Here is a 21,781-nt window from a genome sequence, read left to right as displayed (position 1 = left end):
CCCACCGACCCCGACCGTGACCCCACGTGAAGATCCAGCCCTCGCCCCTCAGCACGGCCTGCATTCGCAAAGCTCTCCGCGCCCGAGGAATGGAAATGAACGGCTCGTCCCTTCGAGGCCGCTGCAACACCAGCCACCCACAACTGAGGCAGATCCGACGTCAGTCGCATTAAGTGAACGAACCGCGTCTCATTGTGATCGATGTGCCGCATGACGGGACCTCCCTCGCGTATAGGGCAGGAGACTCTTTTCGGGGTCTCATCCGATCGCCTATCTCTACTGCCGCAGGCAGGACAGGCGAGAAGCGGCCTGCGTCCACCCCTGAAGAGACGGCTTCAACAAGCTACGGCCATGATGCATCCAGCGGTATGCAAGTGGCAATATCCAAGATGGATACTTCCGTTTGCTTGTTCCTTAGGCGTGCGCGAACCTCATAGGGCTCGCGACGTTGGGGCCGGCATCTCGACAGCTTGAGGCGGACAAATGACAGGTGAGAGTGGAAGCAGCCCCACTGTGAGGCGACGCCGACTGGCGGCCGAACTGAGGCGGCTACGCAGGGAATCCGGCCTCACTGCCGAGCAGGTTGCTCAACGACTTGAAGTCGCACAATCGTCGGTCAGTCGCATCGAAAGTGGTCGCCGAGGCATTAAAGCATCCGATCTCCGGCTACTTCTGGAGATATACGGTGTTCAGGGCGACAAGGTAGAGGAACTGCTCGCTCTCGCGCGCCAGTCCCGCCAGCGGGGATGGTGGCACACCTACGGGGATGTCGTTCCAGAGTGGTTCCAAGTCTTGATCGGCTTGGAGACTGAGGCGGAAAGGCGGCGATCTTACGACGTGGAGCTAATTCCCGGCCTACTTCAGACGGCCGAGTACTACCGCGCATACCTCGCGACCCAGCCAACCAGTCTCGGCAATGATGAGATTGACCGAAAAATCGCGTTCCGGATGGCCCGACAGGAGCGGATGCTCCAAGATGACGCCCGCAAGCTCTCCTTCGTCCTCAACGAGGCAAGTCTGCGGCGGGTCGCTGCCGCCAACATGGGTCCGCAGGCCCAATTCAAGCGTCTGGCTGAGGTATCACAGCTTCCCCACGTGACCTTGCAAGTTCTCCCGTTCAGCGCCGCCATGCATGCTGGAATGGGTGGCGGCTTCGTCCTCCTGAGCTTCACATCCCCTGATCCTGACGTGGTCTATATCGAGAACGAGGTCAGTGGTCTCTACCTTGAAGAACGGGTCGATGTAGACAGGTATAACCTGGTCTATGACCATTTGATGGCAAAGGCTCTAAACCCGGGACAGAGCCGGAGCTTCATCGCGAAGCTAGGTAAGGAAGCCTAATGAGCGATACCCCCAGCATCGACAATGACGGCGCAGTCCTCGTCTGGCGCAAGTCGAGGTTCAGCAACGCCAGCGGCGATTGCGTAGAAGTCGCCACTTTGCCCGGAGGCGGAGCTGCTGTACGTGACAGCAAGGACCCTCAAGGACTACACCTCCGGTTCAGCGCGTCCGAGTGGGTCGCGTTCGTCGATGGAGCCAAGGCCGGTGAATTCGACTTGCCGTCCGCCTGAACGAAGGTGTCAGTCGAAGAAGAACGCCCAGTCACCTGTACGGCGATCGGGCGTTCTTCATGTCTATGCAGGGGACGGCGCAGAGAATCGCACTTTGACACCGGGCACAACCCGGATTCACCGCCGGCTATCTCCTCAGCGGGGCCGAGAACTACAGCTTCCGCGCCATCCCGGCCAACGGCTCGCTTGAAGCGGCATCTTCGGCACCCCTGAGGGTCAACTACATCACTCCGGCACCACTGTCGGCAGCTTCCCCCTGGTGGATCGGACCGGATTCCGGTCGTGTCCGGAGGATGCCTGCGTAACGGAGCCGAAGACGTGATCGTGGCCGAGACGGTCAGTGGACGGCGTTTCACCTTCGGCCCGCCCGCCTGCAAAGGCGGAAACTGGACTCTGCCAGCCAGTTGATCCGAGACCGAACGCAGGGGGCACGTTCCAGACCATGGCCGAAGTGAACGGGCCGGCTATCCCTCAAGGTGGCTGGAACACGTCGGCGGCGTGACTGGCCCGAAGAGTGAGAAGCTCGCGTCCGCTGTCCGCGGCCGCGTTCTGGCGGTCGCTACCGGCTTGGCCGCGTTGGTCGCGGTTTACTACACCGCCCACAACGCCCTCACCGCCCGGCGAACCTCCCACCCTGGCGAACGCGGCCACGACACCGTCACTCGGTGCGGAGTTCGTCCGGGTCGAGGGCGCGGCGGAGGAGGGGGCGGGCGGCTCTGGCCACCAGGACAGCTGTCACCACGCCGATCAGCACCGTGAGGATCACGCGGACCGCCCCCCAGATGAGCGCTTTCGGCAGTTCCTGGAAGGCGTACGCGCCGGTGGGGATCAGGACGACGCCCACCCCGGCGAGGGCGGCGACCAGGCACACCGGGATCGACGTGGTGAGCGCCTGGCGGATGAGGACCCGGCCCAAGGCGGGCACGGGCGCGCCGGCGGCAGCCAGCGCGGCGAACGACCGCCGGTGATCCAGCAACGCCTCCGCCTGATGCACGACGAGGGCGGCGGCCGATGTGGCCAGCGCGATCAGCAGGGCGATGTCTATCAGCAGGTAGGCCGTCATGAAGTAAGCAGGGACCTCGTCGGCGCCATGCGAGAAGATGATCCCCTGTTGGGCGCCCTCCATGGAGCCGAAGAACACAGTCAGCCCCACCACTGACAGTGCGCGGGCCCAGCCCCGTGGGTCGGCTTCCACGAGCCGGGCCGCGAGCAGGGTCTCGGCCGCCCGCGCGCGCCGCCCCACCCACCGTGCGGCTGCCCTGATCAGCCAAGCGGTGGCGAGGACCAGGCCGAACAGCAGGAGTACCATGCCGATGGCCATGATCAGGGCCACGCCGTACGACCCGATCGGCCCGACATAACTGCTGATGAAGGTTCGGCCGTTGACGGTCGCGGGGATAGCGAGCGCCCCTACCCCCGCCGTGACCAGCACCAGGTCGAGCACCCTCGGGCCGGTCGGCTGCGCCCGCCGGACCACGCCCAGCGGAGAGGACACCACGTGCCGTCCCGCCTTCAATCCTGAGAACGTGCCGCTGAGCGTCACTGCGACAAGGATCGCCGGCATCAGGAGAGGGCGGGTCAGCGGCAGCGGCCACGACAGTGCCAGGTCGATCATCAGGTACACCGCGATGCCGATCAGCCCGCCCAGTGCCGCCTGCCACCCGCCCTCGTACGCCCCGAGCAGGCGCACGTGGCGCGGCGTGGCCCCGGCCAGTCGAAGGGCGGCCAGCCGCCGTTCCCTGGTGGCGCCGGCCAGCCGGCTCACCTGGTAGAGGAAGGCCATCGCCGGGAGGATCAGCAGGGCCAACCCCAGCGAGGTGAGGGCGCGCCCATCGCTGCTGAAGAAGGCGTCGATGCGCGCGTCCCGCGCCTGGAGCAGATTCACCGCGACGCAGAGGAGGAAGGTCGCGAGCGCCGCCCCCGCGGCCATGAGGCGCCCCCGGACCCGCTCGCGCCGCGACCCACCCCTGGCGAGCATGCGCATCACCGCGATCACGCGGCCACCTCCGCCGCGAGCGCGCCGTCCCGCAACGCGATCTCCCGGTCGGCGTACGCGGCCACCCGGTTGTCATGCGTGACGATCACCAAGGTCATGCCGTCAGCCCGGGCCGCACGGCTGAGCACGTCCATCACCCGCTCACCCGCCAGCGAATCGAGCGCCCCCGTCGGCTCGTCGGCGAACACCACACGAGGACCGGTGACCAGCGCACGGGCCACGGCGACACGCTGTAACTGCCCCCCGGACAGCCCGCCGGGCCGCTGGTCGCCGCACTCGGCCACCTCCAGGCGTTCCAGCCAGGAGTGAGCGGTGCGCAGGGACTCCTGACGCCCGTGCCGGTCGAACAGCAGCGGCAGCGCCACGTTCTCCGCCGCCGTCAGCTCAGGGACGAGCTGGCCGAACTGGAAGACGACCCCGAAACTCCGCCTGCGTAGATCCGTACGATCGGCCTCGCCGAGCGTGTCGATCCGGCTGCCGTCGAACAGGACCTCGCCCGACTCCGGGCGGATGATCCCGGCCAGGCAGTGCAGCAGGGTGGACTTGCCCGAGCCGCTCGGCCCGGTGATCGCGACGATCTCGCCCGCGCCGATCTCCAGCGACACACCGTCCAAGGCGACGGTGCGGGCGAAGGTCTTGCGCAGTGCGCGTGCCTCAAGCAAGAGGTTCCTCCTTCAGGTCGGCCAGCCGCAGCATGGCCGTCTCGATCCAGCGCAGGTCGGCGTCGAGGTGCTGGAGCGCGTAGTCGGCGGCCAGCGCCTGGGCGGGGGAGCCCGCCGAGCGTTCCGCCGTGAGCTCGCGCATCCGCGCCAGATGCGCGGCCCGCTGCCGCGACAGATAGCCGTCGGCAGCGCCACCCGCCACGGACGCGACCACCACGCGGGACAGCAGGGCGCTGGACAGGTGCGGCGCGGGCGCCTCCACCCCGTCCAGCCACCGGGTGAGCTCGGCGAGCCCCTCCTCGGTGATGGCGTACACGGTGCGCTCCGGGCCGCCCTCCTGCACCGTCTCCGCGACCTCGGCGAACCCGTCGCGCTGCAGTCGCTGCAACGTCGCGTACACCTGGCCGTACGCCAGCGGCTTATGGCCGGGCAGGCGCTGGTCGTGCTCGCGTTTGAGCTCATATCCGTGCTTGGGCCGCTCCATGAGCAGCCCGAGCATCACATGTCCGGTTGACATGATCGCGACTATACATGCGATTCATACATCGAGTGAATAGTGAAGCGTTCTGGTGGCTTGTGCGGGTGATTTAACGCAATCGCCTGTGAGTTTTAACTTGAGTCTTGTTAAGAGCTGGGCTGGTTGCTAAAAAGTGAGAGCTTTCGACCCCCCAGCTCTGAGGAAGCCCATGCACCGTCCCTCACGTCGATCCTTCCTCGGGATCGGCGGTTCAGCGCTCGCGCTCGCCTTCACCACGAACCTGGCCGACCCGTGGACGGCCCAGGCCACCGCCAGGGTCGACTACCCCTTCCAGCTCGGCGTCGCGTCCGGAGATCCGCTGCCCGACCGGGTGATCCTCTGGACGCGGCTGGCCGTCAAGCCGATGGAGCCGCTCGGCGGCATGCCGTACGGCAGGATCAAGGTCGATTGGGAGATCGCGGAGGACGAGGCGTTCACGCGCCGCGCCGGCCACGGCTCCGCGTGGGCCACCCCCGAGTACGGGCACTCGGTCCACGTGGACGCCACGGGGTTACGGCCCGGCCGCGAGTACTTCTACCGCTTCCGTACGGGCGGCCAGATCAGCCCGGTCGGCCGGACCAAGACCGCCCCGGCACTCAGGAGCAGGCCCGACGCCCTGAAACTGGCCTTCGCCTCGTGCGCCCTGTGGCAGGACGGCTACTACAGCGCCTACCGCCACCTCGCGGAGGAGGAGCCCGACGTGGTCTTCCACCTCGGCGACTACATCTACGAGTACGGCATCGTGCCCACCGGCGGCATGCGCAACACCCCCGTGCCGGAGCAGTACCGGGTGCAGTGCGACACCCTCGACCGCTTCCGCATCCAGTACGGCCTCTACAAGAGCGACCCCGACCTGCAGGCCGCGCACCAGCGCGCGCCGTGGATCGTCACCTGGGACGACCACGAGGTGCTCGACAACTGGGCGGGGAAGTACGGCCCCGGCGGCGAGGTGACCGAGCAGGACTACCTGGTGATCCGCGCCAACGCCTTCCGGGCCTACTGGGAGAACCTGCCCATCCGGGTGCCCGCCGTGCAGGGCCCCGACGCCCGGATCTACCGCAGGTTCACCTTCGGCGACCTGGCCGAGTTCAACGTGCTCGACACCCGGCAGTACCGCGACGACCAGGTCTGCGGCGACGGGCAGCAGGTCGACTGCGCCGACCGGCTCGACCCGGCCAGGCAGATGCTCGGCGCCGAGCAGGAGAAGTGGCTGCTCGACGGTCTGGGCGAGTCCCGCGCCAAGTGGAACGTGCTGGCCCAGCAGATCGCCATGATGCAGCTCGACTACGACGCCGGACCGGCCCAGAAGCTCAGCATGGACCTCTGGGACGGCTACAAGGCAGCCAAGGACCGCGTGCTCAACGGCATGATCGACCGCGAGGTCAGCAACCCCGTGGTGCTCACCGGCGACATCCACTACAACCTGGCCGGCGAGCTCAAGGCGAACTTCGACGACGCGGCCTCGCGCACGGTCGGCGTGGAGTTCGTCGGCACCTCGGTCAGCAGCGGCGGCAACGGCAGCGCCACCACCGGACTGCCGCCCGGGGGCAGCGATCCGACCAACCCGCACCTCAGGTTCTCCAGCTACCAGCGCGGTTACGTCTCCTGCGAGGTCACCCGGAGTCAGTGGCGGGCCGACTTCAAGGTCGTCCCGTACGTCGACAAGCCAGGCGCGCCCGTCTCCACCCGGGCCAGCCTCGTGACCCTCGACGGCACCCCCGGCCTGCAGGCACTCTGACCCCGGAAGGAATGATCATGCGTCACCTCACCGCCGCGCTGGCCGTCGCCGCCGTCACGGTCCTGACCGGGCCGGGCGCGCACGCCGTCGCCTCGAAGCAGGACCCCTCACCCGCCGCCCAGCCGCCCGAGCAGGAGCCCGCCTCCGTCACCTCGATCAAGGTCAGACCGGGCAAGTCCAAGGGCACCGGCCGGCTGACCCCCATCGCGGGCGCCGACAAGCTCATCGCCCCGCTCGGCGTGGACCCCGCCTGCCCGGCCAAGATAGAGATCGGCATGCGCAGCGACGCCAGGAAGGCCGGGTACGCCGACCTGTCCGTGGAGATCGACCAGCCGCTCAGCGCCTCCCGCTCGATGCTGTCCAGCTACCTGCCGCCCGGCTACGAGCTCGGCGCGAAACTGCTGGTCGCCGTCCCGCCCAACACCCCAGAAGGCCCGTACGGCCTACGCCTGAAGGCCGGGGACCGCACCCTGGCCGTGCCCGTCGAGGTGGTGACCCCCGACAAACTCGACAACGGCGGCAACCTCGCGCTCCGGCGGCAGGTCACCGCCTCCTCCCAGCACGTCAACGCCAACTACCCGCCCTGCAGCATCGCCGACGGCGACAACGGCTCCAACGGCTGGGCCGGAGGCAACGGCTGGAACGACGCCACCGCCAGGGCCTGGCCGGACACCGCGGCCATCGCGCTGGGCAGTGCCAAGCAGGTCTCCCGCGTGGACCTCTACACGCTGAACACCGAACGCTACCCGGCCTCGGTCTACGGCCTGCGCGACTGGGACGTCCAGGTCCAGTCGGGCGGCCAGTGGCAGACGGTCGCCCAGGTGCGAGGCAACACCGCAGGCAGCGCCCGCTCGGACTTCACGCCCGTCACGGCGGACGCCGTCCGCATCGTCGCGCTGGCCTCGAACGGCGCCAACGACTACACCCGCATCGTCGAGGTCGAAGTGCGCTGACACCCGCCCGGGGGAGCTGGGCTCCCCCAGGCGGTCATCGTCTGGTGAGGACCTCTGACTCCCAAAGGTCGCGATAGTAGCCCGGCTCGGTGACGAGCTCGTCGTGGTGGCCGCGCTGCACCACCCGGCCCTCCTCCAGCACCACGATCTCGTCCACCTGCTCCAAGCCCTTGAGCCGGTGGGTGACCAGCAGGGTGGTGCGGTCGTGCGTCACGTCGAGCAGGTCGGCCATGAGCGCGTCGGCGGCCTCCTCGTCCAGCGCCTCGGCCGGCTCGTCGAGCAGCAGCACGGGCGGGTCGTACAGCAGCGCCCTGGCCAGGGCCAGCCGCTGCAGCTGCCCGCCGGACACGGTCCTGCCGTCCTCGCCCAGCTCGGCGTCCCACCCGGCCCGCTCGACCCACTCCTCGAGCCTGGCCTCCCGTACGGCCTGCCGCAGCTCCTCGTCGTCGGCCTCGGGACCGGCGAGCCGCAGGTTGGCGCTCAGGGTGGTCTGGAAGATGTAGGGGTCCTGGGTGAGCCCCGTCATCATGGCCCGTACGTCGTCCGAGGCCAGCCCCCGCACGTCCACGCCGTTGACGCGGATGGTGCCGGACTCGGGCTCGACCAGGCGCATCAGCGCGGCCAGCAGGGTGCTCTTCCCGGCCCCGCTCGGCCCCACTAGGGCCACCCGCTTGCCGGGGGTCAGGGTCAGCGAGACCCCGTCGACCGCCGCCCGCTCCGGTCCGCCGACCGGCTCTGCGGCTACGTCGGCGAGATCCGCGGCCACGTCGGCCGACCCCAGGACGCGCGGCGCGTGTCGTACCACCAGATCGTCGATCTCGACCGTCAGCGGCGACGGGGGAGTGGGTGACGCGGTGGCCGGTTCGGTGACGGCGGGTGGGGTGGAGCCGACGTCGCGAAGGCGCCTGAGCGCGGCCATGATGCCCGCCAGGCGTTCGCCCGCCGCCGCCAGCGGCAGCACCGGCTCGAAGGCGACCAGCGCGGTCAGGGCGAGGACCGCCGTGGCCACGCTGTCGGTCCCCGCGGTCTGGGCGAGCAGCACGATCGCCGCCACCGTCAGGCCCTGGACCAGGGTGCCGCCCGCCAGGGCGAGGGCGTGGACGCGGGCTTGGCGGCGTTCCAGGGAGGCCAGGGCCTCGTCGGCGGCGCGGGCGCGGGCCAGGGCGCGGTCGCCGGCGCCGTACGCGGCCAGGTCGGCGGAGCCGTGCACCAGGTCGGCCACCCGTTCGGCGAGGGCGGCTCTGGCGGGGGCGATCCTGGCCGACCAGCGACGCGCGGCGGCGGCCGTACCGGCGGGCAGCGCCACGCCCGCCACGACCAGCCCCGCCACCAGGACCAGCGCCGCGACGGGCAGCAGGGTGAGGCCGATGACGACGGCGGCCAGGCCCGCGAGGGCGGCGGCCGTCGCGGGGAGGAGGCAGCGCACCAGGAGGTCCTGTACGGCCTCCGTGTCGTCCACCATCCGGCTGAGCAGGTCGGCGCCGCCGTGCCGGGGCCGCTGCGGCGGGATGAGGGCCTGGTAGAGGCGTTCGCGGGTGCCGGCCTGGGCGCGCAGGGCGACATCGTGGCCGGTGAGCCGCTCGGCATAGCGGAACACGCCCTTGCCGGTGGCGAACGCCCTCGTGGCCACGATGGCGACGCTCAACGCGGCCAGCGGCGGCTGCTCGGCGGCCCGCGTGATCAGCCACGCCGCGGCCGCGATCAGGCCCAGCCCGGCCAGATCGGCCGCCGCTCCGGCCAGCACGGCCCAGGTGAGCCGGAGTCCCATCCGCCGGTTCATCGGTTCTCCCTCGCGACGGAGCGGTCGGAGATCACTCGACCCTCGTGGACACGGACGACCCGGTCGGCCAGGTCGATCATGGCGGGCCGGTGCGCCACGATGATCGCGGTACGGTCCCGGGCCAGGTCCGCGGTGGCCGCCACCACGGCCGCCTCGCTGCGGCCGTCGAGCCGGGCCGTGGGCTCGTCCAGCAGCAGGACCGAGGTGTCCGGGCGGCAGAAGGCGCGGGCCAGGGCCACGCGTTGCCGCTGGCCGGCCGACAGGTTCGCGCCGCGTTCGCCTACCGCCGTGTCGTACCCGTCGGGCAGGGACCGGATGAAGTCGGCCGCATGGGCGGCGGTGGCGGCCTGCCTCACCTGCTCCGGGGAGGCGGACGGGGCGCCCAGACGGATGTTCTCGGCGACCGAGGTGGTGAACAGGTGCGGGCGCTGCGGGACGAAGGCCAGCCTGTCGCGCCAGGCGGCCAGGTCCAGGGCCCGCAGGTCGATGCCGTCGACGAGGACCCTGCCTTCCGTCGGCTGGATGAAGCCCAGGATCAGGTGCAGCAGGGTGCTCTTGCCGCCGCCGCTCTCGCCGACCAGGGCCACGCGTTCGCCGGGCTCGATGGTGAGCGAGACGTGTTCGAGCGCCGGGTCGTCGCGGCCGGGATAGCGGACCGTGACGTCCTCCAGGCGGATCGACGGTGCCCCGGAACCCAGCGGCTCCCGTGGCACGGAAGCGTCCACCAGGTCGGCTGAAGGGTCCAGGACGGCGAAGGCCGCGTCCGCCGCCGCCACCCCCTCCATGGAGGCGTGGAACCGGGTGCCCATGGCCCGCAACGGCAGATAAGCCTCCGGAGCCAGCAGCAGCACCAGCAGCGCCGTCGTCAGGTCCAGCGACCCGCCCAGCAGCCGCAGCCCGATCGGCACCGCCACCAGGGCCAGCGACAGCGACGCGCACAGCTCCAGCACCAGCGACGACAGGAACGCCACCCGCAGCGTGCGCATGGTGGCGGCGCGGTGCGCGTCGGCCACCTGCTGGATGACCGTCGCCTGGTAGCGGGCCCGGCCGAAGGCCCGCAGCGTGGGCAGGCCGCGTACGACGTCGAGGAAGTGCCCGCCGAGCCGCGACAGCGCGCGGAACTGCTGCTCCGTGACGGCCTTGGTGGTCATCCCCACGAGGGCGCCGAACAGCGGGATCAGCGGCAGCGTGACCAGCACGATGACCGCGCTCGCCAGATCGGCGGCGAACAGCCGCACGAGCACCGCCACCGGCACCACCCCGGCGACGGCGATCGCGGGCAGGTAGCCGGTCAGGTAGGCGTCGAGCCCGTCGAGGCCGCGGCCCGTGAGCGTGACCAGCTCACCGGAGCGGTGGCCGGCCAGCCGGGCCGGGCCCAGCTCCTGCAGCCTGGCCAGCAGGCGGTGCCGGAGCGCGGACTTGACGCCCGTCGCGGTACGGCCGGCGAAGATGCCCTGTGTCCACGCGAGCAGCGCGCGTACGCCCACCACGGCGGCCACGCCCGCCAGCGCCACCGCCGTGAACCGGCCCGACAGGACCCCGGCCAGCAGCTCCGCCTGCACGAGCACGAGCAGCCCGGCCGCCATCGCCGCCGCGAAGGTGACGGCCAGATGGCGGCGTACCGACTGCTCGGCCCGCATGAGCCGCAGGAGATCTTTGTGCACGAGCCCTCAAAAGAACGACGGGATCCGGACGGCGTTCTCACCAGGACGGAAAGTGCGCCACACCCATACTTGCGCGGCGACCACGATCGGCGCGAACGGCAGCGCCATGACACTGAGCACATTCAGCGTGCCGGCCGGCGCGGTGTGCTCCAGCAGGTACGGCATGCTGCCCAGGAGCACCCCGACGGCGGGCAGCGCGGCCACCGCCCCCGACACGGCCAGCGAGCGGCCCGAGCGGGTGGCACCGGCCAGGCCGGGGGAGCGCCAGGCCAGGAACGTCCAGCCGTGGAAGGCGAACAGCAGCGTCACCACCACGCCCAGCATCAACCCCACCGGGTTCAGCAGGGACGAGCCGAACCCGGTGGCGGCCGCGTACAGGGCCACGCCCCAGCCGAACGAGAGCCCCAGCGAGCCGAGAAAGATCAGCAGATCCCAGAACCCCCGCCAGGCCGCACCCTCGGCCCGGCGGCGGAACCACAGCCCCATATCCCGCACGATCCAGGACAGCAGCATGGCCACCACCACCGGATACAGCCCGAACAGCACCTCGCCCTCGAGCGAGGGATAGACGCCGAACAGCGCCCCGGCGACCGCCACCAGCCACACCTCGTTGGCCAGCACGAACGGGGCCATGGCCGCCACCATGCGGTCCCGGCCGGAGACCGACCTGCCCAGCACCGGCAGCAGGAGCCCGACCCCCAGGTCGAAGCCCTCCAGCGCGAAGTAGCCGGCCAGCAGCAGGGCGAAGCAGGCGAACCACATCAGTTCCATCTCACGACTCCTAGTAGGTCAGCGCGGGTTCGCGGACGGCGCCGAGGTCGAGATCGCGTGGCCCGCGCCGGACCACCCTGGCGATGAGGACGTAGTCGACGAGCGCCAGCAGCCCCAGCACGGCCGCGAAGGCGACCAGCGACCCCGTGATCATCGGCGGGGTGAGGCCGGGCGTCATGGCGTCGGCGACGGTGAGCTTCTCCCAGATCATCCACGGCTGCCGCCCCAGCTCCCTGGCCAGCCAGCCCATGATGGCCAGCACGAACGGCAGCGGCGTCATCAGCATGAGCAGCGGATGCGTCCACCGCCAGCGCGGCAGGAAACGGATCAGCGGCAGCATCAGGAACAGCACCACGAACGCGAGCAACTGCCCGATCTCGATCATGAACCCGAGCGGCACCGCCGCCGAGTCGCCCTTGAACTTGCCGTCCTGGATGCCGGCGAACTGCGCGTAGCCGAAGCCGATGGTCAGGAAGATACCGATCGAGGCCATGGTCACGCCCGTACGCAGCGACTTGGTGAAGAACTCCACCTCGGACGTACGGCGGCGCAGCTGGTAGGCGCTCGCCCCGACCAGCACCATGGCCCCGGTGAACAGGCCGGCCCCGACCACGTGCGGGAAGGAGAAGACCAGCGTCTTGTTCGTGAACAGCGCGCCGACGTCGACCAGCTCCATGTGATCGCCTCTGGCGAGGGCTCCGGCCGGGTTCTGCAGGAAGGAGTTGGCCGCCATGATGAAGAAGGCGCTGGCGTACGCGGTGAGCGTCACGAGCCAGATGCACGCCAGGTGCGCCCCTTTGGGCAGCCGCCCCCAGCCGAAGATCCACAGGCCGAGGAACGTCGACTCCAGGAAGAACGCCACCAGCGTCTCCAGGGCCAGCGGAGCGCCGAAGACGTCGCCCGCGTAGTGGGACAGCCCGCTCCACGAGAGCCCGAACTGGAACTCCATCACCAGCCCGGTGACCACACCCAGCGCGTAGTTGATGACATAGATCTGGCCCCAGAACCTGGTCAGCCGCTCGTGCAGCGGCTTGCCCGCCAGCACCCAGCGCGTGTGCATGATCGCCACCAGCGGTGCCAGCCCCAGCGTGAGCACGACGAACAGGAAGTGCAGGCTCCCCGTCACCGCGAACTGCAACCGGGCCAGTTCCAGCGCTTCCATACGCCGACCCCCTTCGTTGTGTCTGTCTACCTATAGGCAGTCTACATATAGACGGGCCTACCTGTAGACTGGCTACACAACGAAGCGTTATCTAGGATCGGAGCCATGAACCCCGACGCGCTGCGCGGCCACATGGACGCTCTGCTGCTCTCTGTGCTGGAGCGCGAGCCGTTGCACGGCTACGCCATCATCGAGGCCCTGCAGGAACGCAGCGGGGGCGCGCTCAACGTGCCGACCGGCACCGTCTACCCGGCGCTGCGCAGGCTGGAGCGGATCGGCTACCTGGCCAGCGAGTGGGCCACGGTCGGCGGGCGCCGGCGGCGCACCTACCGCCTGACCGATTCGGGGCGGAAGCAGTTGGAAGGGGAGCGGTCGGCCTGGGCCGAGTTCGCGAGTGTGATCGGTGGCGTGCTGCAGCCGGGGGTCAGGCAGTCCGGCTGACGCGCAGGCAGCGCGTCGCACCGTAGAGCTGCAGGCCCCAGAAGGCCGCCGTGACGAGGTTCGCGAGCACGGCGGGCAGGAAGGTCTGGGCGGTCTCCTGCATGCCGGCCCCATAGGAGAGCACCAGGCCCAGCCCCACGGTCACCGGCAGCATCGACCAGACGATGATCCCCAGCCACTTGGTCACCAGCCTCGGCCTGCGGATCCACCGGGTGCCCCGGCCCAGCGCGAACAGCGACAGGCCGCCGTACAGGCCCGTGGACAACTGCAGGATGTCGAGCCATCGCGAGGCGGTGTCGTACCAGTCGGGCCGGGCGACCCAGACGGCCAGGGAGTTGGTGGGGTAGAAGCGCCAGACCACCGACCACATCAGCACGGTGATCGGCAGGCTGATGAGCATCAGCAGGCCCAGCCGCCGGCCGGCCGCGGCGGTCAGCTCCCGCTGGTAGCTCGGCACGATCTCGGTGATCGCGCCGAACTCCCGCACCGCCAGCCGCTCGGCCTCGTCCCGGGCCAGACCCTCGGCCTCCAGCGCGTCGGCGGTGTCGGCCAGGCTGTCGCGCGCCTCGACGACCAGGTCGTGCTTGGGACCCGGCGGCCCGCACAGGGCCTTGCCCAGCTCGGCCACGTAGTCGTCGATGCGCATGCTCCTTATCTTACGGAGGGAGATCCTCCTAGGTAATCCGGGATCTCCCTGACATCTTGATATGTAGGGAAATTCCTACGTATAGTGGCCGACATGCACATATCCGCGGACCATGTGTTCACCGCGCTGGCCAGCCCGGCCCGGCGAGAGCTGCTGCGCCTGCTGCTCGACGAGGGCACGCAGCCGGCCGGGCGGCTGGCCGAACGCTTCGACATGAGCCGCCCCAGCGTCTCGGAGCATCTCAAGGTGCTCAAGGATGCCGGCCTGGTGGCCGAGACCCGGCGGGGCCGGGAACGGCTCTACCGGCTGGAGGCCACGCCGCTCATGGAGATCCGTGACTGGCTCACGCCGTACGAACGCTTCTGGAGAGAGCGGCTCACCAACCTGAGCTCCCTGCTGGACGAGTTGGAACGAAAAGAGATGGAAGACGACGATGCCTGAACACACGATGCAAGATCAGCGCGCGATCCGGATGGACCAGTTCCTCGCGCATCCACCCGCGAAGGTGTGGCGGGCCCTGACCGAGCCGGAGCTGGTGGCCCGCTGGCTCATGCCCAACGACTTCAAGCCGGAGGTCGGGCACCGGTTCACTTTCACCACCAAGCCGGTGAAGCAGACCGGCTTCGAGGGCGTCGTCTACTGCCAGGTGCTGGAGCTGGAGCCGGAGAAGAGACTGAAGATCAGCTGGACCGACGGCAAGAACGCCGACTGGACCGTCACCTGGCGACTGGAGCCCGAGGGCAAGGGCACCCGGCTCTTCCTCGACCATGAGGGCTTCGACCCGGACGACGCGATGCAGCAGCTGGCCCGCAAGATCATGGACGCCGGCTGGCGGTCCTCCCATTTCGCGGCGATCGCCGAGGTCCTCGACACGCTCTAGTGATGTACGGCGGGCTAGTGATGTACGGCGGGCTAGTGATGTACGGCGGGCTAGTGGTGTGCGGCGGGTTAGTGGTGTGCGGCGGGTTAGTGGTGTGCGGCGGGCGGTGGGTCGGCGGCGCGCTCCGCGTGCGAGGCCGACGTCCAGAAGACGGCGCCGAGGGTGAGCGCCATCAGCAGGGCGATCCAGGCCGCCGCCCGGCCCATCCGCATGCCGTACCCCCACAACAGCCACGAAAGCGACAACCACCACCGGCGGCCCGCCTGCCGGCGCATCTCCATCGCCGCGAACGCGAAGTCGGCCGAAGTGTCGACGTCATCGACCTGGGCGCGTAGCCCGGCGTAGAGGGCGGCCAGCCGATCGGGCCCGGCGGGCGGATCCACCGCCGTCGGACGGTCGTACGTGGCCGGATGGCGAGCCGGGTTGTCGCCGGGGGTGGTCCAGCCGCGCATCGTGTGCTCGTCGGCCAGCGCGCTGCGCCGGGAGAACCAGCGCAGCATCGGCCAGCGCAGGCTCACCCGCACCCCCCGCGGAGTCAGCGCGAACGTGCAGTTCTTGACCCGGACCGCGGCCGGGCGGGCCAGCCCGGCGAACCGGCAGCCCGACAGGTCGAGGCCGAACAGCGCCAGGTCGGCCGCGTCGACGTGGCGCAGCGAGGTCAGCGTGGACCAGCCGCGCCCGGTCACCATCGCCGGCCCGCGCAGCACCGCGCCCTCCAGGTCGGCCTGGGAGTCGGTGAGCCGGATCGTCGCCCCACCGGCGACCTCGATCCGCCGCAGGTCCACCCGGCCGGACGCGACGGCCACGTCGAAGATGCCGTCGGCGCGGGCCCGCGAGGCGGACAGCCGACCGGCGGCCGAGAGGTAGGCGTCGGCCGCGAAGTGCGCGGTGTCGAACTGGGCATGGCCGGTGACCTTGCGGAACGACAGCGTCCGGCCGAACCTGGCGCCGCGGAAACTCGCGCCGTCGCCCAGCAGGGCCCCGTCGAAGGTGGCGTAGCCGTCGAACCTGGCCCGCTCGCACGACAGCCCGTGACCGAACACTGCCTGGCTGAACAGCGCGTCACGCGACATCACCGCCCGGTCCAGTGACAGGTGACCGCGTACTCGGACGCCGTGAAACGACAGCTCGCGGGCGAATCCGGCCCCGGCCAGCGACACGTTGCCCTCGAAGCGGGCGCCGAAGAACGAGGCCAGCCGCTCGAACCTGGCACCGTCCAGCGACACGTCACCGGTGAACGTCACGCCGGACAGGCGTACGTCACTGGTGAACGTGACCCGGTCCAGCCGGGCCCGGCCGGGTCTGCCGCCCGTCGCCTCGATGATCCTGGCGAGCAATGGGCCGTTGATCGGCGTGCCGCGCAGGTCCAGCAGGCGGCCGGGGGTAATTTCGTCGAGTGTCACGGCGACTTCGTCTGGTTGCAGGTGAGCCAGGCAACGGTCGTACGGCTGGCGGGCGATTCCCATGCAGGCTGCCGAAGAGGCGCAGGTGACCCAGTCCATGCAGTCCTCATACCCGGTACCACCCAATGTCAAGGTTGGATGATTTAATGTTCTGGCCACTTTCATGTGGAAATCTGTGACCGCAATTAGCTCTAAAGTGCCGGTCATGCATGTTTTAAGCCGAGCTTTTCTCGTCGCGGTCGTGGTGGCCGCCGCCCTCCCCGCCACGCCGGCGCTCGCCACACCGGCCACGGCGTGCGACACACCGCCGAGCCGGCGGATCGCGGAGGTGCAGGGCGACGGCGACGCCAGCCCGCTGGCCGGGCAGACGGTCACCGTCGAAGGCGTCGTCACCGGCGACTTCCAGCGCGGCGACCAGCTGAGCGGCTTCTTCTTCCAGGACCCGAAGCCGGACGCCGACCCGAAGACCTCCGAGGGGCTGTTCGCCTACGCCCGCGACACGCTCAAGGACGTCGCGGTCGGCGACCGGGTGCTCGTGACGGGCAAGGTGACGGAGTACAACGGGTGGACGGAGCTGTCTCCGGTCACCGCCATCGACGCCTGCGGCACCGGCTCGGTGGCGGCTCAGCCGTACAAGCTGCCGGGTGAGGGGCGGGAGCCCGTCGAGAACATGCTGCTCACCTTCCCGCAGCCGCTGACCGTCAGCGAGCACTACAACCTGGGCCGCTACGGCGAGGTCACCGTCTCCTCCGGCGGGCGGCTGTTCCAGCCGACGGACCGGCCCGGCGTGGACGCGGCGCTGAACGCGCGCCGCTCGCTGCTCATCGACGACGGCTCCAGCAGGGAGAACCCGGCCACCCTGCCGCCGATCGTCCGGACCGGCGACCTGGCCGTGGGGATCACCGGCGTGCTCGGCTACGGGTTCGGCACCTACCGCCTGCAACCCACCAAGCCGATCGACTACCACAACACCAACCCGCGGCTGCCCCGGCCGTTCCCGGTCGTGGGCAACATCAAGGTGGCCTCGTTCAACACGCTGAACTGGTTCACCACCCTCGGCTCGCGCGGTGCCACCAACGCCGAGGAGCAGAAGCGGCAGCTCGCCAAGCTGGTGGCGGCCCTGAAGGGCCTCAACGCCGACGCCGTCGCCCTCATGGAGGTCGAGAACAACGGCCAGACGGCGCTCCAGGCACTCGTGGACGCGGTCAATGCCGAGGTCGGCGCGGGTACGTACGCGGCGCTCCAGCATCCGTACCCCGGCACGGACGCCATCCAGGTCGCGCTGATCTACAAGCCCGCCAAGCTCACCCCCGTCGGCGCGCCGCAGGCGTCGCAGGACGCGGTGTTCAGCCGGCCGCCGCTGATCCAGACGTTCCGCCGGGCGGCCGGCGGCCAGCCGTTCACCATGGTCGTCAACCACCTCAAGTCCAAGGGCACCTGCCCGTCCAGCGGCCCCGACGCCGATCAGGGCGACGGGCAGAGCTGCTGGAACGCCACCCGCGTCAAGCAGGCCCAGACACTGCTCGGCCTGGTGAAGGACCTGCCGAACCCGGTGGTGCTCGGCGACCTCAACGCCTACGGCGAGGAGGACCCGATCCACACGCTGGAGGCGGGCGGCCTGACCAGCGTGACCAAGAAGTTCGTGCCGGCGTCCCTGCGGTACAGCTACCTGTTCGACGGGCTGGCCGGAGAGCTCGACCACGCACTGGTCGGCCGGCAACTGCTCAAGCGGGTCACCAGCGCGACGATCTGGCACATCAACTCGGACGAGCCGCGCATCCTCGACTACAACACCGAGTACAACCCGGCGTCCCTGTACAAGCCGGACGCCTTCCGCTCCTCCGACCACGACCCGCTCGTCCTCGGCCTCACGCTGCCGGGCCACTGACCCCTTCGCCACGGGCGGCCCGCCTTGACACGGGCCGCCCGTTTCGAGGCGGTACGCAGGATCGCCGCCTCGGGCCCGACCCGGGCCATCATGATCACGACGTTCGATCTGGACTCCTACATATACGACGCGCTGGCAGCAGGGGCGTCGGGATTCCTGCTGAAAGACGTGACGGCGACCGAGCTGACGACCGCTGTACGGGTCGTGGCCCACGGTGACACCCTGCTCGCGCCCAGCATCACCCGCAGGTTGATCGCCGAGTTCGCCAGGAACCGGCCGCCCGGCCCGATCACTGGAGACCGAGGAAGACGGCCGATCGCGGCAACCCGCGTGGCAGGTCATATCGTGAGGCTGCGCTATCGTCCCGATCATGCTCGAAGATCGAATCACCTCAGAGATGCTGCTTCAACACCCCGTACCATCCGACGAGGCTTATCCGGATTTGCGATACGCGCGGGTCCTCTTGGAGCAGATCGAGGCTCTGCGTGGGCAGCCCCGGGAAACCCGGCCCAGCCCGGACGCGCTGGCCCAAGCGTTACGCAGCCTTGGCGACGAACTGGAGAAACCGGGCTGGTACGACCTCGCGCGGCTGGCGTATCTGGAAGTGATCGAGGACTACGGCACGGACGTTGCCGTTGACCATCTGGACGATTTCCGCCGTGCGTTGCAGTCTCTGGGCGACGTTCTCGTGGAGCTCGGGTGCCTTGAGGAAGCGTTGCCGATCCTGCGGGAAGTGCAGTCGGTGAGCCTGCGCCTGGCAGTCGTTGACGCCTCCGCCCTGGACCTGGCGAACGACGCGCACACCAGGTTCATCGGGATCCTGGTGCGACTCGGGCGGCACGACGAAGCGCTGGAGTCGGCGGCCGCGGCGATCAGCGACATCCGGCAGCAGCCGGCCGACGGGCCCGGCCGCAACAGGGGTTTCACCCTGGCCTACGCGCTCGGCCGATACACCGACTGTCTCACCAGCGTCGGCCGTTTCGACGAAGCCGTCGAGGCCGCGACCGAGGCGCTGACCATCTGGCGCGATTACCTCCACGCCGGCGAGGAGCCCGCCTGGCTCGTCAAGAACTATTACGTCAAGGCGCTGCGGTCGCTGGGCGACGCTCTTGCATGGGTCGGGCGCTATGAGGAGGCACACACGGCTTTGACCCAGTCCGTGGAGGTGTACCGGCAGCCGATCGACGCGGACGAAGAAGATCTGCCTTTCCGTCATCTTGCTGACACGCTCAGCAACGTCGCCACCGACCTCGGCCGGTTGGGCCGCCATCTCGAGGCACTGGTCGCCGCCGAGGAGGCAGTGAGTCACCTTCGCGAGATCGCGGCACGGAAAACAGACCGCCTACAGCGACTGGAGCGCTTGTTCCCTGATGAAGAGGCGTTCTTTGATGGACATGATCAGCCGATGGGCAGAGAGCTCTTCGAGGACGGCGGGCTGATCGAAGCCAGGGACCTGCTTGATGACGAGGAGCTCACCGAGGAAGATCTCGATGACCTCGAGTGCGACCAGGACAACTACCACGTCAACGAAAGCCGCGCAGACGTACGCGAGGCCGAGCTGTCATTGTGCGTCAGCCTCTACAACCTCGGCGTGCACCTGCATGACCTGAATCGGGTCGACGAGGCGCTCGCCGCTGACTCCGAGGCGGTCGAGATCGCCCGCCGCCATCAAGACACCGCCGAGCAGCTCTCGCTGGCGTTGAACAACAAGTCGTGCACCCTCGCGAGCCTGAACCGCCAGGAGGAGGCGCTGGAGGCCGCGCGGGAAGCCGTCGCCCTGTGCGGCACCCTCGCGGCCACCGACCCCGAGACGCACGAGCAGCGCCTCGCGCTGGCGCAGCATACGTTCTGCGTGTCAGCGGTGAACGTCGGCAGGTACGAGGAGGCGCTGAGCGCCTCGCTGCAGTCCTTGGACATCTATCGCCGCCTGCACCAACTCGATCCGCACCGCCTGGCGGGAGACCTCGCCTATGCGTTGGCCGATCACGGCCTCGTGCGTTTCCGGCGAGGCGAGCACGCCGAGGCGCTGATGGCCACGGCCGAGTCGGTGGAGATCTACCGGCGGCCGGCCGCACAGCATCCGGCCCGCTACAGCAGCAGGTACGCGTACGCGCTGCTGATGTTCGCCGAGGTCCGCATGGCCACCGATGGCGCGCACGCGGACGGACGCGCGGCCGCGGAGGAGGCGGTCGCGCTGTACCAGTCGCTCGCCGCGGGCCTGCCCGAGGCTTACGAGCACCGTTTGGCCCACGCGCACTCGGTCTTGCGTCGCCTGGAGTAGGCAGCTGTCTCCCGAGCGCTGGCCCGTCTGGTCCGACCTGCCCAGACTCGTGACACGGCTTGCCGTCTCGTCCGACGGCAGGCACATCAGGTCGTACAGTCACCCGAGGTGGCCCATGCCTCCCACATCACGCAGTCGAGCAAGAGATCCGGCACCCAGCCAAGCTCGTCTCCATGGCGGGTGATCAACAGGGCGTTCACCGTGTTCGTCAGATCTTCCCTCAGCCCGAGATCATCGCCTCGCACGAGAGTGGCCATCCTCGACTCCGCGCCAGGCTTGTGGCGCGCTCCATGAACGAAGGAGTCCGCGGATGTGCGACCGTCAGCATCGACATGAGGCTCAGGAACGAGAACTATCGAGTCTCCCGCACGTCTCCCCCCGAACGGCCTAGAACCACCAGCGGCGGAGATTCCCGAGATAGGCCAAGTAGGCAACGCGGCGGCTAAGCGAAGGCGACCACGGCATATCTCTCGTCCTGGATGGACCGTCCCCATAGAGCGGGATCGAGGAGTGGCTCGACGCGTGAAGTGCGCACCATCGGTCGCAGCGCCCGCACGAGCCGCTCGGCCTCGACCCCGCCCATCCACGGCAACCCTGCGGTTTCTCCTGGATAGGAGTGGTCCTCACTCGGTTCGGCGGTTGCCCAGCGGCCTTCGATGAGCACCAACCGCCCGCCAGGGCGCAGCAGATCGACCCATCGGCGCAGCGCCTTTTCGGGGGCGGGCAAGGTCCACAGCAGGTGACGGGACAGGATCACGTCGAACGACGTTCCCGCCGCCGCGGGCGGGCTGCTCGCGTCGCCCACCAGCATCGCGGCATCGAAGCCGGCCCCCGTGAGCTTGCGGCGGGCCTGTTCGACCATCTGCGGCGCCAGATCCACCCCGATCGGCCGGTGGCCCTGCTCGGCGAGCAGCAAGGACAACGAGCCGGTGCCACAACCCAGATCCAGGACATCGGCGGGCGAAGAAGGTAGCCACGAGCGCACGCGTTCCGCCCATGCCGCTCTGACATGGGGCTGCCGAAGGCCGTGATCGGCCTCTTCGTCGAAGGAACCGGCGGAAGCATCCCAGAACGCTGCGATCAAGGCACTGTTATCCGTCATCGGCAGATCATGTCAGCCGACACCGACAGGACAGGGCTACTGGCGGGCGTCGCCGATCATGTCGGCGGACACTCGCCAGAGGCGGGCGGCTGCGTCGGGGTCGACGGCGTAGGCCGCGAAGCCGCGCCGGAGCCCGGGCGTGTACGGGGCGGCCTGCTGGCAGTCCTCGAAGTACTGTCCGGTCACGCCTTCGACGAGGGGTGAGGCGGCCAGGAGGGTCGAGGGTGGCCGCACCCTGGGCGATGTCCTTGACCGTCACGCCGTCGCTGGATTCCGGGTCGAATGATGCGGGAGGGGCGGACATGTGCCGTGACAGGCCGGTGCTC

21 protein-coding genes are annotated in these 21,781 nt (G+C 69.4%); 9 read left to right on the top strand and 12 right to left on the bottom strand.

The features are described 5' to 3' along the window. Positions 1 to 483: 483 nt before the first annotated feature. Positions 484 to 1,341 carry a helix-turn-helix domain-containing protein gene (locus KME78_RS37560; protein WP_219534216.1) on the top strand — a complete coding sequence of 286 codons (858 nt, stop codon included), beginning with the start codon at positions 484 to 486 and terminating at the stop codon, positions 1,339 to 1,341. Next, on the top strand, positions 1,341 to 1,571 hold the full coding sequence (locus KME78_RS37555; RefSeq protein WP_219534215.1) for a DUF397 domain-containing protein: 231 nt from the start codon (positions 1,341 to 1,343) through the stop codon (positions 1,569 to 1,571). Before KME78_RS37560 ends, KME78_RS37555 begins: the two co-directional genes overlap by 1 nt. Positions 1,572 to 2,229: 658 nt before the next feature. On the opposite strand, the gene KME78_RS37550 is transcribed toward KME78_RS37555, so the two are convergent. The 3 genes from KME78_RS37550 to KME78_RS37540 are packed head-to-tail and all read right to left on the bottom strand — an operon-like array spanning position 2,230 to position 4,746. Further along, positions 2,230 to 3,567 carry an FtsX-like permease family protein gene (locus KME78_RS37550; RefSeq protein WP_219534214.1) on the bottom strand — a complete coding sequence of 446 codons (1,338 nt, stop codon included), beginning with the start codon at positions 3,565 to 3,567 and terminating at the stop codon, positions 2,230 to 2,232. After that, positions 3,564 to 4,229, bottom strand: coding sequence for an ABC transporter ATP-binding protein (locus tag KME78_RS37545; RefSeq protein WP_219534213.1), 666 nt, complete (start codon positions 4,227 to 4,229; stop codon positions 3,564 to 3,566). The genes KME78_RS37550 and KME78_RS37545 overlap by 4 nt, the downstream gene beginning before the upstream one ends. After that, positions 4,222 to 4,746 carry a PadR family transcriptional regulator gene (locus KME78_RS37540; protein WP_219534212.1) on the bottom strand — a complete coding sequence of 175 codons (525 nt, stop codon included), beginning with the start codon at positions 4,744 to 4,746 and terminating at the stop codon, positions 4,222 to 4,224. Before KME78_RS37540 ends, KME78_RS37545 begins: the two co-directional genes overlap by 8 nt. Positions 4,747 to 4,915: 169 nt before the next feature. Between KME78_RS37540 and KME78_RS37535 the strand changes: the two genes are divergently transcribed. Together KME78_RS37535 and KME78_RS37530 are read left to right on the top strand one after the other, a co-directional pair. Continuing rightward, a complete protein-coding gene (locus tag KME78_RS37535) occupies positions 4,916 to 6,484 on the top strand; it encodes an alkaline phosphatase D family protein (protein ID WP_219534211.1) in 1,569 nt (522 codons plus the stop codon). 17 nt (positions 6,485 to 6,501) lie between these two features. Then, on the top strand, positions 6,502 to 7,437 hold the full coding sequence (locus KME78_RS37530; RefSeq protein ID WP_219534210.1) for a discoidin domain-containing protein: 936 nt from the start codon (positions 6,502 to 6,504) through the stop codon (positions 7,435 to 7,437). A 34-nt stretch (positions 7,438 to 7,471) separates the two neighbouring features. Here KME78_RS37530 and cydC read toward each other — a convergent pair whose 3' ends face one another. Genes cydC through KME78_RS37510 form a run of 4 tightly spaced genes read right to left on the bottom strand, consistent with a single transcriptional unit; the run spans position 7,472 to position 12,814 of the window. Next, positions 7,472 to 9,217 carry a thiol reductant ABC exporter subunit CydC gene (gene cydC, locus KME78_RS37525; RefSeq protein ID WP_246652773.1) on the bottom strand — a complete coding sequence of 582 codons (1,746 nt, stop codon included), beginning with the start codon at positions 9,215 to 9,217 and terminating at the stop codon, positions 7,472 to 7,474. After that, on the bottom strand, positions 9,214 to 10,881 hold the full coding sequence (cydD, locus tag KME78_RS37520) for a thiol reductant ABC exporter subunit CydD (RefSeq protein WP_219534209.1): 1,668 nt from the start codon (positions 10,879 to 10,881) through the stop codon (positions 9,214 to 9,216). The genes cydC and cydD overlap by 4 nt, the downstream gene beginning before the upstream one ends. Positions 10,882 to 10,887: 6 nt before the next feature. Beyond that, positions 10,888 to 11,652 carry a cytochrome d ubiquinol oxidase subunit II gene (locus KME78_RS37515; protein WP_219534208.1) on the bottom strand — a complete coding sequence of 255 codons (765 nt, stop codon included), beginning with the start codon at positions 11,650 to 11,652 and terminating at the stop codon, positions 10,888 to 10,890. Positions 11,653 to 11,662: 10 nt separating this feature from the next. Then, a complete protein-coding gene (locus KME78_RS37510) occupies positions 11,663 to 12,814 on the bottom strand; it encodes a cytochrome ubiquinol oxidase subunit I (RefSeq protein ID WP_219534207.1) in 1,152 nt (383 codons plus the stop codon). Positions 12,815 to 12,919: 105 nt separating this feature from the next. Here KME78_RS37510 and KME78_RS37505 point away from each other — a divergent pair, with 105 nt between their 5' ends. Then, positions 12,920 to 13,255: a PadR family transcriptional regulator gene (locus KME78_RS37505; protein ID WP_219534206.1), complete on the top strand. Its 336-nt coding sequence runs from the start codon at positions 12,920 to 12,922 to the stop codon at positions 13,253 to 13,255. Here the strand turns inward: KME78_RS37505 and KME78_RS37500 are convergent. Continuing rightward, complete coding sequence (locus tag KME78_RS37500; protein ID WP_219534205.1) at positions 13,239 to 13,901, bottom strand: permease prefix domain 1-containing protein; 663 nt, start codon at positions 13,899 to 13,901, stop codon at positions 13,239 to 13,241. The two genes, KME78_RS37505 and KME78_RS37500, sit on opposite strands and share 17 nt — an antisense overlap. A 93-nt stretch (positions 13,902 to 13,994) precedes the next feature. Between KME78_RS37500 and KME78_RS37495 the strand changes: the two genes are divergently transcribed. Both KME78_RS37495 and KME78_RS37490 read left to right on the top strand, forming a co-directional pair. Then, complete coding sequence (locus KME78_RS37495) at positions 13,995 to 14,342, top strand: ArsR/SmtB family transcription factor (RefSeq protein ID WP_246652772.1); 348 nt, start codon at positions 13,995 to 13,997, stop codon at positions 14,340 to 14,342. Next, positions 14,335 to 14,781, top strand: coding sequence for an SRPBCC family protein (locus KME78_RS37490; RefSeq protein WP_219534204.1), 447 nt, complete (start codon positions 14,335 to 14,337; stop codon positions 14,779 to 14,781). The genes KME78_RS37495 and KME78_RS37490 overlap by 8 nt, the downstream gene beginning before the upstream one ends. 86 nt (positions 14,782 to 14,867) lie before the next feature. On the opposite strand, the gene KME78_RS37485 is transcribed toward KME78_RS37490, so the two are convergent. Next, positions 14,868 to 16,184 carry a pentapeptide repeat-containing protein gene (locus tag KME78_RS37485; protein WP_219534203.1) on the bottom strand — a complete coding sequence of 439 codons (1,317 nt, stop codon included), beginning with the start codon at positions 16,182 to 16,184 and terminating at the stop codon, positions 14,868 to 14,870. 205 nt (positions 16,185 to 16,389) lie between these two features. Here KME78_RS37485 and KME78_RS37480 point away from each other — a divergent pair, with 205 nt between their 5' ends. Both KME78_RS37480 and KME78_RS37475 read left to right on the top strand, forming a co-directional pair. Beyond that, positions 16,390 to 18,072 (top strand): ExeM/NucH family extracellular endonuclease, encoded by a 1,683-nt coding sequence (locus KME78_RS37480; RefSeq protein WP_219534202.1) that lies wholly within the window; start codon positions 16,390 to 16,392, stop codon positions 18,070 to 18,072. Between the two features lie 370 nt (positions 18,073 to 18,442). Beyond that, positions 18,443 to 20,353 carry a tetratricopeptide repeat protein gene (locus tag KME78_RS37475; protein ID WP_219534201.1) on the top strand — a complete coding sequence of 637 codons (1,911 nt, stop codon included), beginning with the start codon at positions 18,443 to 18,445 and terminating at the stop codon, positions 20,351 to 20,353. Positions 20,354 to 20,439: 86 nt separating this feature from the next. Here the strand turns inward: KME78_RS37475 and KME78_RS37470 are convergent, their stop codons facing one another. From KME78_RS37470 to KME78_RS37460, 3 genes are all read right to left on the bottom strand, one after another. Beyond that, entirely contained in the window at positions 20,440 to 20,610 is a 171-nt protein-coding gene (locus KME78_RS37470; protein WP_219534200.1) for a hypothetical protein, read from the bottom strand. Positions 20,611 to 20,795: 185 nt separating this feature from the next. After that, positions 20,796 to 21,455, bottom strand: coding sequence for a class I SAM-dependent methyltransferase (locus tag KME78_RS37465; RefSeq protein ID WP_219534199.1), 660 nt, complete (start codon positions 21,453 to 21,455; stop codon positions 20,796 to 20,798). A 36-nt stretch (positions 21,456 to 21,491) separates the two neighbouring features. Next, a complete protein-coding gene (locus tag KME78_RS37460; RefSeq protein WP_219534198.1) occupies positions 21,492 to 21,689 on the bottom strand; it encodes a hypothetical protein in 198 nt (65 codons plus the stop codon). Positions 21,690 to 21,781: the final 92 nt, after the last annotated feature.

It is taken from the genome of Nonomuraea guangzhouensis (assembly GCF_019396345.1).
Taxonomy (GTDB): Bacteria; Actinomycetota; Actinomycetes; order Streptosporangiales; family Streptosporangiaceae; genus Nonomuraea; species Nonomuraea guangzhouensis.
Note: the sequence above shows the minus strand (reverse complement) of the source record. Positions and strands in the feature narration are given on the sequence as shown.

What these genes read in the sequence shown, in the direction of transcription:
- KME78_RS37560 (WP_219534216.1), top strand. Translation starts at nt 484, where the DNA reads ATGACAGGTGAGAGTGGAAGCAGCCCCACTGTGAGGCGACGCCGACTG.
- KME78_RS37555 (WP_219534215.1), top strand. Translation starts at nt 1,341, where the DNA reads ATGAGCGATACCCCCAGCATCGACAATGACGGCGCAGTCCTCGTCTGG.
- KME78_RS37540 (WP_219534212.1), bottom strand. Translation starts at nt 4,746, where the DNA reads ATGTCAACCGGACATGTGATGCTCGGGCTGCTCATGGAGCGGCCCAAG.
- KME78_RS37535 (WP_219534211.1), top strand. Translation starts at nt 4,916, where the DNA reads ATGCACCGTCCCTCACGTCGATCCTTCCTCGGGATCGGCGGTTCAGCG.
- KME78_RS37530 (WP_219534210.1), top strand. Translation starts at nt 6,502, where the DNA reads ATGCGTCACCTCACCGCCGCGCTGGCCGTCGCCGCCGTCACGGTCCTG.
- cydC (WP_246652773.1), bottom strand. Translation starts at nt 9,217, where the DNA reads ATGAACCGGCGGATGGGACTCCGGCTCACCTGGGCCGTGCTGGCCGGA.
- KME78_RS37515 (WP_219534208.1), bottom strand. Translation starts at nt 11,652, where the DNA reads ATGGAACTGATGTGGTTCGCCTGCTTCGCCCTGCTGCTGGCCGGCTAC.
- KME78_RS37510 (WP_219534207.1), bottom strand. Translation starts at nt 12,814, where the DNA reads ATGGAAGCGCTGGAACTGGCCCGGTTGCAGTTCGCGGTGACGGGGAGC.
- KME78_RS37505 (WP_219534206.1), top strand. Translation starts at nt 12,920, where the DNA reads ATGAACCCCGACGCGCTGCGCGGCCACATGGACGCTCTGCTGCTCTCT.
- KME78_RS37500 (WP_219534205.1), bottom strand. Translation starts at nt 13,901, where the DNA reads ATGCGCATCGACGACTACGTGGCCGAGCTGGGCAAGGCCCTGTGCGGG.
- KME78_RS37495 (WP_246652772.1), top strand. Translation starts at nt 13,995, where the DNA reads ATGCACATATCCGCGGACCATGTGTTCACCGCGCTGGCCAGCCCGGCC.
- KME78_RS37490 (WP_219534204.1), top strand. Translation starts at nt 14,335, where the DNA reads ATGCCTGAACACACGATGCAAGATCAGCGCGCGATCCGGATGGACCAG.
- KME78_RS37480 (WP_219534202.1), top strand. Translation starts at nt 16,390, where the DNA reads ATGCATGTTTTAAGCCGAGCTTTTCTCGTCGCGGTCGTGGTGGCCGCC.
- KME78_RS37475 (WP_219534201.1), top strand. Translation starts at nt 18,443, where the DNA reads ATGCTCGAAGATCGAATCACCTCAGAGATGCTGCTTCAACACCCCGTA.
- KME78_RS37470 (WP_219534200.1), bottom strand. Translation starts at nt 20,610, where the DNA reads ATGGCCACTCTCGTGCGAGGCGATGATCTCGGGCTGAGGGAAGATCTG.
- KME78_RS37465 (WP_219534199.1), bottom strand. Translation starts at nt 21,455, where the DNA reads ATGACGGATAACAGTGCCTTGATCGCAGCGTTCTGGGATGCTTCCGCC.